Annotated in this window: 14 protein-coding genes and 1 pseudogene; 14 read left to right on the top strand and 1 reads right to left on the bottom strand. The window is 43.6% G+C overall.

Annotated elements, in window-relative coordinates; translation table 11 throughout:
* The first annotated feature begins 31 nt into the window (after window positions 1-31).
* From lspA to pyrE, 12 genes and pseudogenes are all read left to right on the top strand, one after another.
* Window positions 32-523, top strand: coding sequence for a signal peptidase II (lspA, locus tag ACZ5B7_RS09555; protein WP_213116396.1), 492 nt, complete (start codon window positions 32-34; stop codon window positions 521-523).
* Window positions 495-1,406, top strand: a complete 912-nt coding sequence (locus tag ACZ5B7_RS09560) for an RluA family pseudouridine synthase (protein WP_213140823.1) — start codon at window positions 495-497, stop codon at window positions 1,404-1,406. Before lspA ends, ACZ5B7_RS09560 begins: the two co-directional genes overlap by 29 nt.
* 169 nt (window positions 1,407-1,575) lie before the next feature.
* Window positions 1,576-2,118: a bifunctional pyr operon transcriptional regulator/uracil phosphoribosyltransferase PyrR gene (gene pyrR, locus ACZ5B7_RS09565; protein ID WP_464493551.1), complete on the top strand. Its 543-nt coding sequence runs from the start codon at window positions 1,576-1,578 to the stop codon at window positions 2,116-2,118.
* 176 nt (window positions 2,119-2,294) lie between these two features.
* On the top strand, window positions 2,295-3,602 hold the full coding sequence (locus ACZ5B7_RS09570) for a solute carrier family 23 protein (protein ID WP_464493552.1): 1,308 nt from the start codon (window positions 2,295-2,297) through the stop codon (window positions 3,600-3,602).
* A gap of 167 nt (window positions 3,603-3,769) precedes the next feature.
* A complete protein-coding gene (locus ACZ5B7_RS09575; RefSeq protein WP_464494463.1) occupies window positions 3,770-4,711 on the top strand; it encodes an aspartate carbamoyltransferase catalytic subunit in 942 nt (313 codons plus the stop codon).
* Window positions 4,671-5,957: a dihydroorotase gene (locus tag ACZ5B7_RS09580; protein ID WP_464493553.1), complete on the top strand. Its 1,287-nt coding sequence runs from the start codon at window positions 4,671-4,673 to the stop codon at window positions 5,955-5,957. Before ACZ5B7_RS09575 ends, ACZ5B7_RS09580 begins: the two co-directional genes overlap by 41 nt.
* Window positions 5,954-7,071: pseudogene (locus ACZ5B7_RS09585) on the top strand (carbamoyl phosphate synthase small subunit). The gene ACZ5B7_RS09580 and the pseudogene ACZ5B7_RS09585 overlap by 4 nt, the downstream one beginning before the upstream one ends.
* A complete protein-coding gene (gene carB / locus ACZ5B7_RS09590) occupies window positions 7,038-10,244 on the top strand; it encodes a carbamoyl-phosphate synthase large subunit (RefSeq protein WP_464493554.1) in 3,207 nt (1,068 codons plus the stop codon). Before ACZ5B7_RS09585 ends, carB begins: the two are co-directional and overlap by 34 nt.
* On the top strand, window positions 10,241-11,014 hold the full coding sequence (locus ACZ5B7_RS09595; protein ID WP_464493555.1) for a dihydroorotate dehydrogenase electron transfer subunit: 774 nt from the start codon (window positions 10,241-10,243) through the stop codon (window positions 11,012-11,014). Before carB ends, ACZ5B7_RS09595 begins: the two co-directional genes overlap by 4 nt.
* Window positions 11,011-11,922 (top strand): dihydroorotate dehydrogenase, encoded by a 912-nt coding sequence (locus tag ACZ5B7_RS09600; RefSeq protein WP_464493556.1) that lies wholly within the window; start codon window positions 11,011-11,013, stop codon window positions 11,920-11,922. The genes ACZ5B7_RS09595 and ACZ5B7_RS09600 overlap by 4 nt, the downstream gene beginning before the upstream one ends.
* A 1-nt stretch (window position 11,923) precedes the next feature.
* Window positions 11,924-12,640: an orotidine-5'-phosphate decarboxylase gene (gene pyrF / locus ACZ5B7_RS09605; RefSeq protein ID WP_464493557.1), complete on the top strand. Its 717-nt coding sequence runs from the start codon at window positions 11,924-11,926 to the stop codon at window positions 12,638-12,640.
* Window positions 12,637-13,269 (top strand): orotate phosphoribosyltransferase, encoded by a 633-nt coding sequence (gene pyrE, locus ACZ5B7_RS09610; protein ID WP_423801657.1) that lies wholly within the window; start codon window positions 12,637-12,639, stop codon window positions 13,267-13,269. The genes pyrF and pyrE overlap by 4 nt, the downstream gene beginning before the upstream one ends.
* Before the next feature lie 191 nt (window positions 13,270-13,460).
* Here pyrE and ACZ5B7_RS09615 read toward each other — a convergent pair whose 3' ends face one another.
* A complete protein-coding gene (locus ACZ5B7_RS09615) occupies window positions 13,461-15,170 on the bottom strand; it encodes an Rqc2 family fibronectin-binding protein (RefSeq protein WP_464493558.1) in 1,710 nt (569 codons plus the stop codon).
* A gap of 220 nt (window positions 15,171-15,390) precedes the next feature.
* Here ACZ5B7_RS09615 and ACZ5B7_RS09620 point away from each other — a divergent pair, with 220 nt between their 5' ends.
* Window positions 15,391-18,069 carry a calcium-translocating P-type ATPase, SERCA-type gene (locus ACZ5B7_RS09620; protein ID WP_423801659.1) on the top strand — a complete coding sequence of 893 codons (2,679 nt, stop codon included), beginning with the start codon at window positions 15,391-15,393 and terminating at the stop codon, window positions 18,067-18,069.
* A gap of 95 nt (window positions 18,070-18,164) precedes the next feature.
* A complete protein-coding gene (locus ACZ5B7_RS09625; protein WP_464493559.1) occupies window positions 18,165-19,040 on the top strand; it encodes a YicC/YloC family endoribonuclease in 876 nt (291 codons plus the stop codon).
* Window positions 19,041-19,052: the final 12 nt, after the last annotated feature.

The following is a 19,052-nucleotide window of genomic DNA, read 5'->3' on the forward strand; positions in this document are numbered from 1 at the left end:
CAAGTCTAGCTTAAGTTGGAGGTATTTCTTAGTGTATTATTACTTAATCGCCCTATTCGTTATTGTGCTCGACCAAATTACTAAATGGCTTATTGAAAAAAATATGTATATCGGTGAGAGTATACCCATCATTGATAAATTTTTATATATTACTTCTCACCGGAATCGCGGGGCCGCATGGGGAATCCTTCAAGGGCAGATGTGGCTTTTTTATGTCATTACGGTTATTGTCATTATTGCGATTATGTATTATCTTTACAAAGCGGCCAAAGGAAAATGGCTGTTAGGTGTATCCCTAGCTTTCATGCTTGGAGGTGCAATCGGGAATTTTATCGACCGAGTGGTTCGGAAAGAGGTTGTTGATTTTATTCATACCTTTATTTTTGGCTATAATTTCCCTGTATTTAATATTGCCGATTCAGCATTAGTGATTGGTGTTGGATTATTAATGATTCAAATGCTGCTTGAAGAGAAGTCGTCAAAGGAGAAGTCATATGGAGAAAATGGAACACACCATTCTTGAGGAACAAAAAGGAGACCGGATTGATAAGGTAATCTCACGTATGAACGAAGAATGGTCTAGAACACAGGTACAGGATTGGATAAAAGAAGGCAATGTACTTGTGAATGGGAAAAATGTAAAAACCAATTACAAATGCAGTGTAAATGATACTATCGTTATTACCATTCCAGATCCGGAAGAATTGGACGTGGTTCCGGAGGAAATGGATTTAGATATTTATTATGAAGATAAGGATGTATTAGTGGTAAATAAGCCAAAAGGTATGGTGGTCCATCCTGCACCTGGGCACCTTACAGGGACACTTGTGAATGGGTTAATGGCCCATTGTAAGGATTTATCCGGTATCAATGGTGTATTAAGACCCGGGATTGTGCATCGCATTGATAAAGATACATCAGGGCTGCTAATGGTAGCGAAAAATGATTTGGCCCACGAAAGTCTTGTCAACCAACTAGTGGAAAAGTCTGTGACCCGGAAGTATAAGGCGATTGTCCATGGAGTGATCCCTCACGAATATGGAACCATCGATGCTCCGCTTGGGAGAGACCAAAAAGACCGGCAAAGCATGACGGTTGTTGATAACGGCAAGCATGCTGTTACTCATTTTCGTGTCCTTGAGCGGTTTAATGATTTCACGTTTGTGGAATGTCAATTGGAGACAGGCCGGACCCATCAGATTCGTGTCCATATGAAATATATCGGTTATCCGCTTGCCGGTGATCCGAAATATGGACCAAGAAAGACACTCGATCTTAATGGCCAGGCATTGCATGCCGGTCTGCTCGGTTTCGTACATCCAAGAACAAATGAGTATCTAGAATTCGAAGCCCCGCTACCGGAGGATTTTGAAGAACTTCTGGACCGGTTAAGAAATAATCGTTGACAGGATAAATAAATTAAAGTATGCTTACTATAGTTTAATAAGCCTTTAAGTCGGTCCCGTGAGGCCGAGAAGGAACGGTTAAGATGTTATTTCCCTAAGGAAGAACTGTCTCCCTCTCGCCACCACAGGCGAGAGGTTTTTTATTTTAGTATAATAAGAAGGTGAGACCATGAGCCAAAAAGCACTTGTTCTGGATGAACAGGCAATCGGGCGGGCGTTGACAAGGATTGCCCATCAAATCATCGAAAAGAACAAAGGAATCGAAGACTGCGTACTTGTAGGAATTCGGACTAGAGGAATTTATATAGCAAAAAGACTCGCTTTGAAAATAGCCCAAATTGAGGGAAGTCCGATTCAAGTCGGTGAATTAGATATCACTCTATATCGGGATGATCTAACAAAGAAAACGGAAAGTCAGGAACCACTCGTAAAAGGGTCAGATATACCGTTTGACATAAGTGACAAAAAGGTAGTCCTTGTGGACGATGTTCTTTATACAGGAAGAACAGTTAGGGCTGGACTTGATGCCCTTATGGACCTTGGACGTCCTGCTTCCATCCAGCTTGCGGTACTGGTCGACCGCGGTCACAGGGAACTGCCAATCAGAGCAGACTATGTTGGGAAAAATATCCCTACTTCAAGCAATGAAAAAATTGTTGTTGAATTGCTGGAAGTAGATAAAGTTGATCAAGTAAGTATATATGACAAATAAATAGCAGCCCTTTTAATTTCAGTCCCGTGAGGCTGACAAAGGGAAAAGCGCACATCTGGACCATTTTCCGGTGCGCCTTTCACCCCTCTTTGTCAACTACATGGCAAAGAGGGTTTTTTATTTGAACAATTGAAGAAAATAAAGAAAACAATATAGAAATTAGGAGAGAACAGAAAATGAGTAATAAACCAATCCTAGATGTTAAAGATAGACCAAAACCGGCCCAATGGCTGACCTTAAGCTTGCAGCATTTATTTGCGATGTTCGGGGCAACAATCCTAGTACCATACCTGGTTGGTTTAGACCCAGCGATAGCACTAATATCCAGCGGACTCGGAACGTTGGCATTCCTATTGATTACGAAATTTCAGGTTCCTGCCTATCTTGGTTCATCTTTCGCTTATATTGCACCGGTAATTGCTGCAAAAGCCTCTGGCGGACCTGCAGCGGCGATGGTCGGCACATTTTTAGCTGGCCTTGTTTATGGAATTGTCGCTTTAATTATAAGCAGAGCGGGGCATCGCTGGATTATGAACTTACTCCCCCCAATTGTTGTTGGACCGGTCATTGTTGTAATTGGCCTCGCCATTTCCGGAACTGCGGTTGGAATGGCTATGAACAACCCAGCAGGAAAGTATAGCATGCTTCACTTCTCAGTGGCGCTTGTGACGCTGGCAGCGACCATTATTTTCTCAATATACGCTAAAAAAATGCTCAGCATTATCCCTATCTTGGCCGGAATTATTGTCGGCTATGTATATGCCGTGATTGTAGGAATTGTTGATTTCAAACCAGTACTAGAGGCAAAGTGGTTTGCCGCTCCTGACTTCTTAATTCCGTTTGTCAGCTATGATGTCAAGTTCACGTGGAATATTTTCTGGTTAATGGTACCTGTTGCCATTGTTACACTATCTGAGCATATTGGACACCAACTTGTTCTTAGCAAGGTTGTCGGCCGTGATTACATAAAAGAGCCGGGCTTACACCGTTCAATCCTTGGTGATGGAACAGCCACAATCATTTCGGCGCTAGTCGGCGGACCTCCCAAAACTACCTATGGTGAAAATATTGGAGTCTTGGCCATTACAAGAGTCTACAGTGTATATGTACTAGCGGGTGCCGCGGTTCTAGCCATCATCTTCGGCTTTATTGGAAAAATAACAGCTTTAATCCAAACCATACCAACACCTGTAATGGGGGGAGTTTCCATTCTCCTGTTCGGAATTATCGCTTCCTCAGGATTAAGAATGCTGGTTGACAGTAAAATTGATTTTGGAGACAAACGCAATCTCGTGATATCATCGGTAATCCTTGTCTTCGGGATCGGTGGCGCGATTGTCAAGTTGCCATTTAATATCGAAATCCAAGGTATGGCCCTGGCGGCAATTTCTGGAGTGTTATTAAACCTGATCCTTCCTGGAAGGCCGAAAGTCAGTGGAAATATGTTTGAAACAGAAGAAACAACTAACAAAAAAACAGCATAAAAAAATGCCTTTTAAATTAAGTACAGAGAGACTTGGAAGGGTGTGTTGCTTAACTTGGATATGGGCGGGCTGCAATTTTGTCCATATCTTAGATTAAACTCTTGGCACCCTGACCACTTAGTCAGGGTGTTTTTTTAAGCAATCAGAGAAGGTGGGGAAAAAGGATGTTGCAGCACCTATTAACAACAAACGAGTTAAAAGTTGAGGAGATTTATCAAATCCTTGAGGATGCTGAAAGGTTTTCACGAGGACTGTTTTGGAAACCGGAAAGACAAATGTATACAGCAAACCTCTTTTTTGAAGCTAGTACCCGAACGAAAAGCAGCTTTGAGATGGCTCAAAGAAGGTTAGGATTAAGCGTCATTCCCTTTGAAGTCCAAACCTCAAGCGTACAAAAAGGTGAAACATTATATGATACTGTAAAAACGCTGGAATCAATCGGTGTTGATACTGTAGTCATCCGCCACAGCCAGGATCGCTATTTTGATGAATTGGTTGAAAATATCAATATTCCGATTTTAAATGGAGGCGATGGCTGCGGACACCACCCGACACAATCCCTTCTTGATTTGTTAACGATAAAACAGGAGTTTGGCAGTTTTTCAGGCTTGAAAATTGCAATAATTGGGGACATCAGTCATAGCCGGGTAGCGCGTTCCAATGCGGATGCATTGACCAGGCTGGGGGCGGAGGTCATTTTTTCAGGGCCGGAAGAATGGTTTGACTATCATAGTTTAAGTACTTCGCGTTTTAAACCAATTGATGAGGCTATCAGAGAAGCCGATGTTGTCATGCTTCTTCGTGTGCAGCATGAACGCCATCAGAAAAAGGGAAGCTTTACTGCCTCTGAGTACCATAAAAAATATGGCCTAACCATAGAGAGGGAAAAGCAAATGCAGCCGCACAGCATTATTATGCATCCGGCCCCGGTAAACCGAAACGTTGAAATCGCAGACAGCCTTGTTGAATGTGAACGGTCAAGAATTTTTAAACAAATGCAAAACGGAGTATATGTAAGAATGGCCGCCCTGAAGCGGTCACTTGAAAGCTTAGGAGGAGGAAATCAATATGAAACTGCTTATTCAGAACGCAAAATATATAGCATCTAATGGAGAAATGAAACAATCTGATATTTTAATCGAAAATGGGATTATTAGCAAACTGGCAACTAGTTTAACGGAATCGGCTGATAGAACTGTAGATGCACAAGGATTGCTTGTATCACCAGGGTTTGTTGATCTTCACGTCCATCTAAGGGAACCTGGCGGTGAGAAAAAGGAAACCATCGCAACTGGTACGATGGCAGCAGCCCGCGGCGGTTTTACGACAGTAGCGGCCATGCCAAATACGAGACCGGTACCTGACACCAAGGAGCAGATGGATTGGGTGATGGACAGGATTAAGGAAACAGCAAGCGTACGCGTTTTGCCCTATGCCTCCATTACAACAAGACAGCTTGGTCAGGAATTAACTGATTTTGCGGCACTGAAAGAGGCTGGAGCATTTGCCTTTACCGATGACGGTGTTGGTGTCCAATCGGCAGATATGATGCTTCAGGCAATGCAAAAAGCAAAAGAAGTAAATATGGCAATTGTAGCCCATTGTGAGGAAAATACATTGATTCATAAAGGCTGTGTCCATGAAGGTACCTTCTCCAAGCAGCACGGGTTAAACGGGATCCCTTCTATTTGTGAATCTGTTCAAATTTCCAGGGATGTCCTGCTTGCTGAAGCTTCTGGCTGCCATTATCACGTCTGCCATATCAGCACAAAGGAATCGGTGAGGACCGTCCGAGACGCTAAGCGGGCCGGCATTAAAGTTACCGCGGAAGTAACTCCGCACCATCTTCTATTATCAGAAAATGATATTCCGGGACTGGATGCTAACTTTAAGATGAACCCTCCGCTTCGGGGTGAAGACGATAAAAAGGCGTTAATCGAAGGGCTGCTGGATGGTACGATTGATTTTATCGCTACTGACCATGCACCGCATACTGCCGAAGAAAAAGCTGAAGGAATGCAGCTGGCGCCATTTGGGATTGTCGGTCTGGAAACTGCCTTTCCACTTCTTTATACCCATTTCGTCTTGAAAAACATCATCACACTTGACCAGCTAATTGCTTATATGACGACAAAGCCTGCCGATTGCTTTGAACTTCCTTTTGGAAGAATTGAAGAGGGTGCGGCAGCGGATATCGTGTTATTAGACTTAAACGAAGAAAAAGAAATCAATCCTGATGAGTTTTTATCAAAAGGGAAAAACACTCCATTTGCCGGATGGAAGTGCAAAGGGTGGCCGGTATTGACAATTGCTTCAGGCCAAATAGTTTGGGAAAAAGGACGTGTTACAGCATGAAGGCTCAGCTAATATTAGAAGATGGAACTGTTTTTATCGGTGATGGCTTTGGAAGCCATGTAGATACAATTGGTGAAGTTGTTTTTAATACAGGAATGACAGGCTATCAGGAGATTCTATCCGACCCATCCTATTGCGGACAAATTGTTATGCTCACATACCCGTTAATCGGGAACTACGGAATTAACCGCGATGATTTTGAATCGATTACTCCTGCCGTAAAAGGCTTTATTGTTAAAGAAGTCAGCGACTTTCCGTCTAACTGGAGAAGTGAGTTTACTGTTGATGAATATTTTAAAATGAAAAAAATACCTGGAATTGCCGGGATTGACACTCGAAAACTGGCAAGAATTATCCGCCAGCACGGAACGTTAAAGGGTGCGATTTGCAGCATTGAAAACGATGCTTCAGAGGTGTTAAGAGAGTTAAGGAAGACACGCCTGCCAATTGACCAAGTAAGAAGGGTTTCCACAAAGAATCCTTATCCAAGCCCGGGACGCGGCAAAAGAATTGTACTTGTCGATTTTGGCATGAAGCATGGAATTTTACGGGAATTAAATGAACGCGGCTGTGATGTCGTCGTCGTTCCATACCATACAACAGCTGATGAGATTTTGAAGCTGCGTCCTGATGGAGTCATGCTCTCCAACGGACCTGGGGATCCAAAGGATGTTCCAGAAGGAATCCAAATGATAAAGGACATCTTGGGAAAAGTGCCTCTTTTCGGAATTTGTCTTGGTCATCAATTGTTTGCCCTGGCATGCGGAGCGGATACTGTTAAAATGAAGTTCGGTCACCGTGGGGCGAATCATCCGGTAAAGGAACTATCGACAGGAAAGGTGTCAATTACCTCTCAAAATCATGGTTATACAGTAGATGAAAAATCAGTTAAAAACACCAAACTAGAAGTGACCCACATTGCTTTAAATGATGGAACTGTTGAGGGCCTTAAGCATTTAGAGTATCCAGCCTTTACAGTACAATATCACCCAGAGGCATCACCTGGTCCAGAAGATGCAAACGGATTATTTGAACAGTTTCTTGCGATGATTGAAGCTGAAAAACAGGAGGTAGCAGCAAATGCCTAAACGTACAGATATCAACTCCATTCTAGTGATTGGCTCAGGGCCAATCGTCATCGGTCAAGCGGCAGAATTTGATTACGCAGGTACTCAAGCTTGTCTGGCCCTTAAGGAGGAAGGATACCGGGTGATCCTCGTCAACTCCAATCCTGCTACCATTATGACAGACGCAGAAATTGCCGATGCCGTTTATATTGAGCCTTTGACACTGGATTTTGTCTCGAGAATTATCCGTAAGGAGCGTCCAGACGCCGTTTTAGGAACATTAGGCGGTCAGACTGGGTTGAATTTGACTGTTGAACTGGCAAATTCAGGCGTTCTTGAAGAGTGTGGCGTTGAGATTCTGGGAACGAAGCTTACTGCCATTAATCAAGCAGAAGACCGTGAATTGTTCCGTGCTCTTATGAATGAACTGAATCAACCGGTACCTGACAGCGAAATTATCCATGGACTTAACGAAGCCAAAGTTTTTGTGGAAAGGGTAGGATTTCCGGTTATTGTCCGTCCGGCCTTTACACTGGGTGGAACTGGCGGCGGCATTTGCCATAATGACGCCGAGCTTGAGGAAATCGTAACAAGCGGTCTTAAGAACAGCCCTGTTCACCAATGTTTATTGGAAAAAAGCATCGCTGGTTACAAAGAAATTGAATATGAAGTGATGCGCGATGCCAACGATAATGCCATCGTAGTCTGCAACATGGAAAACATCGATCCGGTTGGTGTTCATACGGGTGATTCCATTGTTGTTGCGCCAAGTCAGACATTAAGTGATAGAGAATACCAATTATTAAGAAATGTGTCTTTAAAAATTATCCGTGCGCTGGGTATTGAAGGAGGCTGTAATGTTCAGCTTGCCCTAGATCCATACAGCTTTAACTATTATGTCATTGAAGTAAATCCAAGGGTAAGCCGTTCTTCGGCCTTAGCATCGAAGGCAACAGGATATCCGATTGCCAAACTTGCAGCAAAAATCGCAGTTGGATTGACACTTGATGAAATGCTGAACCCTGTTACCGGAAAAACATATGCCAGCTTCGAGCCGGCCCTTGATTATGTTGTAACGAAAATCCCTAGATGGCCATTTGACAAGTTTGAGTCCGGAAACCGTTCGCTTGGAACACAAATGAAGGCAACTGGTGAGGTCATGGCAATTGGCCGTACATTTGAAGAATCTTTGTTAAAAGCAATTCGTTCCCTCGAAGCGGGTGTCTATCATTTCCAACTTAACGGTGCCGCTGAAATTGATAACGACCTAATTGAAAAACGAATCAGAAAAGCCGGTGATGAGCGCCTCTTTTACATTGCTGAAGCGTTAAAACGCGGAATTACGATTGATACGATTCATGAGTGGAGCAAGATTGACTTGTTTTTCTTGAAGAAAATGGAGGGCATTATCAAGCTTGAGGCAAAATTGGCTGACAATCAGCTTGATATCGAACTTCTTAAAGAAGCAAAGCAAAAAGGCTTTACCGATAAGAAAATTTCTGAGCTTTGGGATAAAACAGAAGGTGAGATTTACAAGCTTCGGAAAGACTTAGGTCTCATCCCGGTTTATAAAATGGTAGATACATGCGCTGCGGAGTTTGAGTCAGAAACTCCATATTTCTATGGAACTTACGAAGAAGAAAACGAATCTCTTGTGTCAGATAGAAAAAGTGTCATCGTGCTCGGATCAGGCCCAATTCGGATTGGCCAAGGGATTGAGTTTGATTATGCGACTGTCCATTCTGTAAAAGCCATTAAGGAAGCAGGTTATGAGGCAATTATCATTAACAACAATCCGGAAACAGTCTCGACGGATTTCAGTATCTCTGACAAGCTTTACTTTGAACCGCTGACAATTGAAGATGTAATGAGCATCATTGACTTGGAACAACCGATGGGAGTAGTCGTTCAATTTGGCGGGCAGACAGCGATTAACCTTGCTGCGAAGCTTGAGGAAAATGGTGTTAACATTTTAGGAACAAGCTTAGAGGACTTAGACCGTGCGGAGAACAGGGATAAATTTGAGCAGGCGCTTGAATTGTTGAACATTCCGCAGCCGCTTGGAAAGACCGCTCTTTCAGTCGCGGAAGCAGTCATAATTGCTGAGGAAATCGGCTATCCGGTCCTGGTCCGTCCTTCCTATGTGCTTGGCGGCAGGGCGATGGAAATTGTGTATCGCAAGGAAGAACTGCTCCATTATATGGAGAATGCCGTCAAAATCAATCCAGATCATCCAGTCTTAATTGACCGTTATCTAACCGGTAAAGAAATTGAAGTAGATGCCATTTGCGATGGTCAAAATGTCTTGATTCCAGGTATTATGGAGCATATTGAGCGGGCAGGGGTGCACTCCGGTGACTCTATCGCTGTATATCCGCCGCAAACATTATCTGAGGATGTTAAGAAGACACTTGTTGAATATACAGAAAGATTAGCAAGGGGCTTGAACATTGTTGGTCTCCTAAACATTCAATATGTGTTATCGGGCGGTCAGGTTTACGTGCTGGAAGTGAATCCACGTTCGAGCCGGACGGTGCCGTTCTTAAGTAAAATCACCCATGTTCCGATGGCCAAGATTGCAACAAAAGCTATTCTTGGGGTCTCAATCGTTGATCAGGGCTATCAGTCCGGACTGGTGCCAGAACAATCAGGTGTATATGTGAAAGTTCCGGTATTCTCTTTTGCCAAATTAAAAGATGTTGATATCACGCTTGGACCAGAAATGAAATCAACTGGCGAAGTTATGGGCAAGGATATCACCCTTGAGAAGGCTCTTTACAAGGGATTAGTTGCATCAGGAATGAATATTCAGCCGTTTGGGACGGTCTTGTTTACAGTCGCTGATAAGGATAAACAAGAAGCGCTTAAGCTTGCGAAACGGTTTGCCAGCATTGGCTATCGTCTGGTGGCCACAAGCGGAACAGCAGCTATAATAAAATCTGCCGGTCTTCCGGTTGAGGTAGTCGGCAAAATTGGTGCAGAAGGCAGGACGTTATTGGATATTATCCAAAATGGTGAAGCGCAGTTAATCGTTAATACATTGACAAAAGGGAAGCAGCCTGAGCGTGACGGTTTTAGAATCCGCCGTGATGCTGTTGAAAATGGAGTTCCATGCTTGACCTCATTAGATACTGCTGATGCGATCTTAAAAGTGGTGGAGTCCATGAACTTTTCCGCTGAAGCGATGAGTGTACCAAGCAGGGAGGCTGTTTTTGCATGATACGGAAGGAAATTTGTAAAATCATCAGCCAAAAGTTAATTGCTGAAAACATTTATGAGCTTACCGTAAAGGCTGAGATGGTTCATGACATCACCGAGCCTGGACAATTTGTTCATATTCGAGTAGGAAATGGATTGGATCCGCTTTTGCGAAGACCAATCAGTATTTCCTCGTATGATGTAACGGAAGAGCAGTTTACGATGATCTATAGAAAAGATGGAAAAGGAACTTCGCTATTGGCCTCTATGGTGCCGGGGATGGAACTCGATATCCTCGGACCTCTTGGCAATGGCTTCCCTATTAATGAAGCCAATATTGGTGAGACTGCTTTGCTCGTGGGTGGAGGAATTGGTGTCCCTCCCCTCTATGAGCTTGCGAAACAGTTGACAGCAAAAGGCGTAAAAGTCATCAATGTCCTGGGCTTCCAAGCTGAATCAGCCGTTTTCTACGAACAGGAATTTTCGGAACTGGGCGAAACATATGTGGCTACTGCGGATGGTTCTTTTGGTGTTAAAGGGTTTGTAACGGATGTCATAAAGGATTTACAGTTTGATTGTGTATATTCTTGTGGGCCGACCCCGATGTTAAGAGCACTTGAACAGCAGTACTCTCATAAAAAAATGTTCTTATCGTTAGAGGAACGGATGGGCTGCGGCGTTGGGGCTTGCTTTGCCTGTGTATGCAAAAAGGTGGATGACCCGACGGGAGCTTCCTATAAAAAAGTATGCAGTGACGGACCTGTATTCCGTGCCGGAGAGGTGATAATATGAGCCGATTACATGTTGAATTGCCAGGACTTAGCTTGAAAAATCCAATCATGCCGGCCTCAGGCTGCTTCGGGTTTGGCCGCGAGTACAGCCAATTTTACGATTTAAGCAATCTTGGTGCAATCATGATCAAAGCAACAACGGCAGAGCCCCGGTTTGGAAACCCGACTCCAAGGGTCGCCGAAACTTCAGCAGGGATGCTAAATGCAATCGGGCTGCAAAACCCTGGATTAGAAAAGGTGGTTTCCGAAGAGCTGCCATGGCTGTCCCAATATGATGTACCGATTATTGCCAATGTGGCTGGGTCGCTTGAAGAAGATTATGTAAAGGTTGCACAGGAAATCTCAAAAGCGCCAAACGTCCATGCACTGGAATTAAATATATCCTGCCCTAACGTTAAAACGGGTGGAATTGCCTTTGGAACCATCCCTGAAGTGGCAAAGCAATTAACACGAAGAGTAAAGGAAGTTTCCGAAGTTCCGGTTTATGTAAAGCTGTCTCCAAACGTCACAAATATTGTCGAGATGGCTAAGGCAGTGGAAGAAGGCGGTGCTGATGGCATTACAATGATTAACACGCTTGTAGGGATGCGGCTGAATTTAAAAACAGGAAAGCCAATTTTGGCGAACCGAACTGGCGGCCTTTCTGGTCCTGCTGTAAAACCTGTTGCGATTCGAATGGTCTATGAAGTAAGCCAAGCGGTAAATATACCGATTATCGGAATGGGCGGCATCGAATCTGCAGAGGATGTCATTGAATTCTTCTATGCAGGAGCAAGTGCCGTCGCTGTAGGTACAGCAAATTTTGTGAACCCGTTTGTCTGCCCCGAGATTATCGAACAGCTGCCGGTGCTTCTAAATCAACTAGGATTTGAACATATTAGTGAATGTACGGGAAGGAGCTGGAAATAGGATGAACAACTCGCTTATCATCGCGCTTGATTTTGCTAATGCGGCTGAAGTAGATCAATTTTTACAACCATTTGCCGGCAAAGAGCTTTTTGTTAAAGTGGGAATGGAGCTTTTTTACCAAGAAGGGCCTTCGATCATTCACCGTTTAAAGGAATCAGGTCACCGCATTTTCTTAGATTTGAAGCTTCATGATATACCAAATACTGTTTACAGTGCGATGAAGGGGCTTGCCCGCATGAACTGTGACCTTGTCAATGTTCATGCTGCAGGCGGAAAAGAAATGATGGCAGCAGCGTTAGAGGGATTGGAGGCTGGTTCTGCTTCCGGAAAGAAAAGGCCGTTTTGCATTGCCGTTACCCAGCTGACAAGTACATCAGAGGAGCAAATGAGGAGAGAGCAGCTGATTGGGGTTTCGCTTGAGGAATCGGTACTGCACTATGCTTCCCTGACAAAGGAAGCAGGACTAGACGGAGTCGTTTGTTCAGCATGGGAAGCAGCGTCCATCCGTGAAAAGATTGGCGCTGACTTTTTGTCCGTATGTCCGGGAATCCGGCTTTCTTCGGATTCTGTTGGGGATCAAAAACGGGTAGCAACACCAGAATTTGCGAGACAAGCAGGGGTCAGTGCGATTGTTGTCGGGCGTTCGATCACAAGGTCGGCTGATCCTCTTAAAAGCTATGAACACTGGATGGAAGCATGGAAGGGAGTACATCAATGAAACACACTATTGCTGAAAAATTACTAGACATTAACGCGGTGGGATTAAGCCCGCAAAATCCATTTACTTGGACTTCAGGGCTTCGTTCCCCCATTTATTGTGACAATCGGCTTACCTTATCCTATCCGGCCGTCCGCAGGGCTATTGCCAATGGGCTGCAAAAACTAATCGCCGAGAATTTTCCTGGTACGGAAGTGGTGGCGGGAACAGCAACTGCCGGTATTCCTCACGCTGCCTGGGTCAGCGAGCTGATGGATTTGCCGATGTGCTATGTCCGCTCTAAAGCAAAGGGCCATGGCAAAGGGAATCAGATTGAAGGAAAAGTCGAGCAGGGACAAAAAGTGGTTGTGGTTGAAGATTTAATCTCCACCGGCGGAAGTGTCATCACAGCTGTAGAGGCTCTTAGAGAAGCAGGCTGTGAAGTACTTGGGGTCGTATCCATTTTTACATACGGTCTTGAAAAAGGTAAAGAAGCATTTGCTGCAGAAGGAATTACAAGTTACTCCTTGACTGATTTTCCTTCACTAGTTGAGACGGCCATTGAAAAAGGTTATATCAGCCAGGATGATCAAGAAAGTCTGCTTGCATGGAGTAAGAATCCTGGCGAGTGGAGCAAGCGGTTCGAGTAGTATATGTAGAATTTGAAGTATTGTCGATATATTACTGTGATTTGTAGATATAACCTGAAAAATTGTCGATATACTTTAAATTTGTGTCGATATATCACGGAAAAGTGTCGATAACCATTATCAACAAGCTGTTTCGTTAATCAATCATAAAAAAGCCCCGGGCCGCCCCGGGGCTTTACACATTAATAGCTCTATTTCTTTAATTTCAGTACCATTTCCTCATCCGGCGTCACGTAAACCGTCTGCTGATGGTCATAAATGACAAATCCGGGTTTAGCACCGCTAGGCTTTTTGACGTGTCGCACTTTTGTAAAATCAACCGGAACTGAACTGGAATTTTTCGCCTTGCTAAAATAGGCTGCCAGCATTGCGGCTTCGTGAATGGTCCCATCTGAGGGCTCCTTACTGCGAATAACGACATGCGAACCGGGAATGTCCTTTGTATGCAGCCAAATTTCATCCCTTGCCGCAAGCTTATTAGTCAGATAGTCATTTTGTTTATTATTTTTTCCAACAATAATTTCAGTTCCATCTGAGGACTGATAGAAATCAAGAACCGGCTTGGCGTTTTGCACTTTTTTGCCGTTCCGTTTCTTACGGTCGCGAATATATCCGCCCTCAACAAGCTCATCGCGAATCTCCTGCAAATCTCTTGGGGAAGCAGACTGGACCTGCTGCAGAAGGCTGTCAAAATAAGCTGCTTCTACGCGCGCCTTGTCAATCTGTTCGATGACAATCGAAACTGCGTTTTTCGCTTTCTGATACTTGGAAAAATATTTTTGCGCATTATCAGAAGGAGATTTCCGAGGGTCAAGTGGAATGACGACCGTTCCTCCATTTTCATCATAATAATCAAGAACCTCGATTTCTTTCATTCCCTTTTTGGCGGCATAAAGATTGGCTGTTAACAATTCCCCGTAACGCTGATACTCATCGGCTTTTTCCGCTTCCTTTAGGGTTGCTTCCAGTTTATCTATTTTCTTTTCATTTTTTTCTTTTTCATTTGTAATAAGCTTCTCAATATCATTCCCTTGCTGTTTGACCCTGTCTCTTTCTGCCTTGCCAAAATAATAACGCTCTAACAATTCGCTAAGGCTGGAAAAACTCTTCACTTCACCTTTTAGGTGGTCAAGCGGGAACAGATAAAAGGCTTCCTTTTCGGGAGTAGTGATGATCGAAGGTGAGATCGTCCCTGACTGAATTTGTTTAATCAGGCTTAAAAATGTCTCGGGAACTGTTGTCCGATTGGCAAGTCCACTTTGAAAAATGACCTCCTTCGCAAACAGCGGCGAGATGCCGGCAAAATGCTCGACGAGCTGGCGGTCCAGCCGTCCAGTATTAAAATCGATTCCCCTTAAAACATCCTCTTCATTAGCTAGAAACGGATTTTGCTTGTTTTGCTCCGGCGGGAACACATACGGCTGCCCAGGCAGGATGGCCCTATGACTGTTAACAGCAAACGACACATGTTTGATACTATCCAAAATAATATTCCGGGTTTTATCAACTAAGATGATATTACTGTGCCTGCCCATAATTTCAATAATTAACTGCTTATAACTGATATCGCCAATTTCATTCCGGCCTTTGATTTCAAAAATAATCATTCGGTCGGTTTCAACTTGATATAAATCCTCTAAAATATGACCCTCAATATGCTTCCTTAGCAGCATACAAAACATTGGCGGCTCACTAGGGTTTTCGTGGGTTTCGGTAGTAAGCTGTGCCCTGGCATAGCTCGGATGGGCAGATAAAAGCAGTCTGTGATTAACCCCTCCAGCGCGAATCGTTAAAATAATTTCATTTTTATAAGGCTGATGAACTTTATTAATCCGCCCGCCTTTTAGGGCACGGGAAAGTTCATGACTAATCGCGTTTGTAAATAAACCATCAAATGACATGGTGAACATCCTTTTCTATTAACAATAGTTTTCTATATAAGTATAACCTTTCAATTGAGAATCTGTCTTTTATCATAGCATTTTTTTGGACGACCCTGAATAAGCTGTCTATAGAGTTCTTGCTTGAGAGTGCAAATGCATTGGCTGCAACTATTTTTTTATGCAGAGATTCACAGGCTTGTCATTAGAATTAGAGCTAAGGGGGAAGTGAGATGGTCGGATGAAGTTCCATGAGATGGAGATAAAACAAGTTGAAAAGGCTCTAGAAACCGACTTTTCATCTGGATTATCAGCAGAGGAAGTGAAAAAAAGGGTAAAGCAATATGGTTTAAATGAGCTAGAAGAAGGGGAGAAGCAATCGGCTTTACTCTTATTTTTTAGCCAATTTAAAGATTTCATGGTATTGGTGCTCCTTGCAGCAACGTTAATATCGGGGCTGCTTGGTGAATATATCGATGCAATCGCGATCATTGCCATAGTCATTATCAATGGATTTCTTGGCTTCTTCCAAGAACGGAGAGCGGAAAAGTCACTTCAGGCATTAAAGGAGTTATCTGCTCCGCAGGTCTCAGTGCTAAGAGATGGAGTATGGATTAAGATTCCGTCAAAGGAAATCGTCGTGGGCGATATTTTAAAATTTACAAGCGGCGACCGGATTGGTGCGGATGTTCGTCTGATTGAATCGAAAAGTTTGGAAATCGAGGAATCAGCGCTGACCGGTGAATCGGTGCCCGTTTCGAAAATTACGGAAAAGCTGACGAATGAAAATCCGGGCATTGGCGATATGGAAAATACAGCCTTTATGGGAACGATGGTAACAAGAGGCAACGGTGTGGGTGTAGCCATTGCTACCGGTATGAAAACAGCGATGGGTCAGATTGCCGGACTTTTGCAAACGGCTGAATCCCAAGAAACACCGCTGCAGCGGAGGCTCGAACAGTTAGGGAAAATTCTAATTACAGTGGCACTTCTTCTGACCTTTCTAGTAGTAGTGGTTGGTGTGATTCAGGGACATGATATTTATACAATGTTTTTGGCAGGCGTTTCCTTAGCAGTAGCGGCAATACCTGAGGGTCTGCCGGCAATCGTGACGGTAGCTTTATCCTTGGGTGTCCAAAAAATGATCAAGCAAAAGGCGATTGTCCGCAAACTGCCAGCAGTTGAAACTCTCGGCTGTGCATCAGTCATTTGTTCCGATAAAACAGGAACCATGACACAAAACAAAATGACGGTAACCCATCTCTGGAGCGGCGGCCAAACATGGACAGTTGACGGTGGCGGCTATCAGCCAAAGGGTGATTTTTTCCGGAATGAAAAGAAGGTTCACCCTAAGGATGAAAAAGCCTTGCAGCAAATGCTGATTTTTGGGATGCTATGCAACCATTCTGAGATAAACCTTAAAGGTGAGGACTATATTCTTGACGGTGATCCAACGGAAGGCGCGCTTTTGGTAAGTGCCATGAAGGCAGGTTTTAGTCGTCCGAAGCTACTTGAGGAATTTACCATTATGAATGAATTTCCTTTCGATTCCTCAAGAAAAATGATGAGCATCCATGTCAAAGACAAACAGGGCAGACATTTTATCATCACAAAAGGGGCCCCGGATGTTATTTTGGGAATCAGTGAATCGATTCTTTGGGATGGGAGAACCCAATATTTAAATAAGGAAACAAACCAAAAGGTTCAATCCGCAATTGACAATCTGGCATCACAGGCATTAAGGACGATTGCGATTGCCTTTAAGCCAATTCCTGCGAATACGTACATTTTCAGCGAAAAAGAAGCTGAAAGCAAATTGACCTTTATTGGTGTCCAAGGGATGATTGACCCGCCAAGACCTGAAGTGAAATTAGCCGTTAAAGAGTGTAAAGAGGCAGGCATAAAAACTGTCATGATTACCGGCGACCATGCCATCACTGCTAAAGCAATTGCAGCTCAGCTTGGGATCTTAACGAGTAAAAGCAAGGTGCTTGACGGTAAGCAATTATCTGAAATGTCGGTTGAGGATTTAGAAAATGTGGTGGAAGATGTTTCGGTTTTTGCCAGGGTATCACCAGAACATAAACTGAAAATTGTTAAAGCCCTTCAGAACAGAGGTCATATTGTAGCGATGACAGGGGATGGCGTCAATGATGCTCCTGCCATCAAAGCCGCAGACATTGGGGTAGCCATGGGTATCACCGGAACGGATGTAGCTAAAGAGGCATCGGCACTCGTTTTACTAGACGATAATTTTGCAACCATTAAAGCAGCCATCAAAGAGGGCAGAAATATTTATGAAAATATCCGCAAGTTCGTCCGTTACTTGTTAGCTTCAAACGTCGGTGAAATTTTGGTGATGTTGTTTGCCATGCTTCTTGGACTTCCTTTGCCGCTCGTGCCAATCCAGATTCTTTGGGTGAACCTGGTGACAGATGGACTGCCGGCGATGGCACTTGGACTTGATCGCCCGGAGGAAAACGTGATGAAACGTGGGCCGAGAAGTCCTAATGAAGGAGTATTTTCACGTGGACTTGGCTGGAAGGTAGTCTCCCGCGGCTTTTTAATCGGACTGGTGACGCTTTTTGCCTTCATGATTGTCTATCATAATGACCCATCACAGCTGCAATATGCTCAGACTGTTGCTTTTGCCACCCTTGTTATGGCTCAGCTGATCCATGTCTTCGATTGCCGCAGTGAGAAATCTGTTCTGTCAAGAAACCCTTTTGGTAACCAATACCTTGTATGGGCAGTTATATCATCATTGCTAATGGTGTTGGTAGTAATCTACTATCCGCCGCTGCAGCCGATCTTCCACACCCTTCCAATCGCTGCAAAGGATTGGCTGTTGATTATCGGATTATCCTCCATCCCAACTTTTTTACTAGCAGGCTCATTTTTATTAAGAAAAACGAAATAAAGTGTGTTATAATCCAAAAGGTAATAGAATCCATTCTATTACCTTTTGGATTTTTTGGCTTATAGCATAAATTCAAAGAATGGATGTGCGCCTAGATGGTTGTAAGTATGACAGGCTTTGGAAGAGGCCGGGCAGAATCGGATTTCTTTATCGTGAATGCCGAAGTGAAATCGGTTAATCATCGCTTTACTGAAATAAATATTCGAATGCCAAGACAGCTATTAAAAATAGAAGATAAAATTAAGAAGAAGCTGAATCAGTATATCCGCCGTGGCCGGTCGGAGGTATATATCAACATTGAAGGTGCAGGTCTAATTACTCGAAAACTTCAAGTTGATTGGAAATTGATTGATGAATATTATCAGTTTATCGAACAGGCAAAGAGCAGATATGGATTTGAAGGAAAAGTAACCCTTCAGGATTTGCTCCTTCGTGCAGACCTATTACATATTGAAGAAAATGAAGCCGGTAATGAAGAACTTGAAAATTTAGTGCTATCCGCTACTGAGGAAGCATTCATCCTGTTGAAACAAATGAGGCTCGCGGAAGGTGCGGTTTTAAAGAAAGACTTGCTCGCCATTATTGCCCAGTTGGAAACCCATGTAAAGGAGCTGCAAAATTATGCGCCTGAAGTGGTTCAGCTATACAAGGACCGAGTCTTAAAGAGAATGCAGGAGTTTACCGGCGGTCAGGTGGACGAGACAAGGCTTTTGACAGAAGTGGCTGTTTTTGCCGAAAAAGCCGATATAAATGAAGAGATTACCAGATTGACAAGCCATCTGGAGCAGTTTGTGCAAACATTAAATGAAGCTGAACCGATTGGGAGAAAACTTGATTTTATCGTTCAGGAGATGAATCGAGAGGTCAATACCATCGGGTCAAAAGCAAATGATGCAAAAATTGCCAAGAAGGCAGTTGAGATGAAAAGCTTGCTTGAGAAACTGAAGGAGCAGGTTCAAAATATCGAATAGGATTTGTTTAGA

Source organism: Neobacillus sp. S1115 (genome assembly GCF_055385565.1).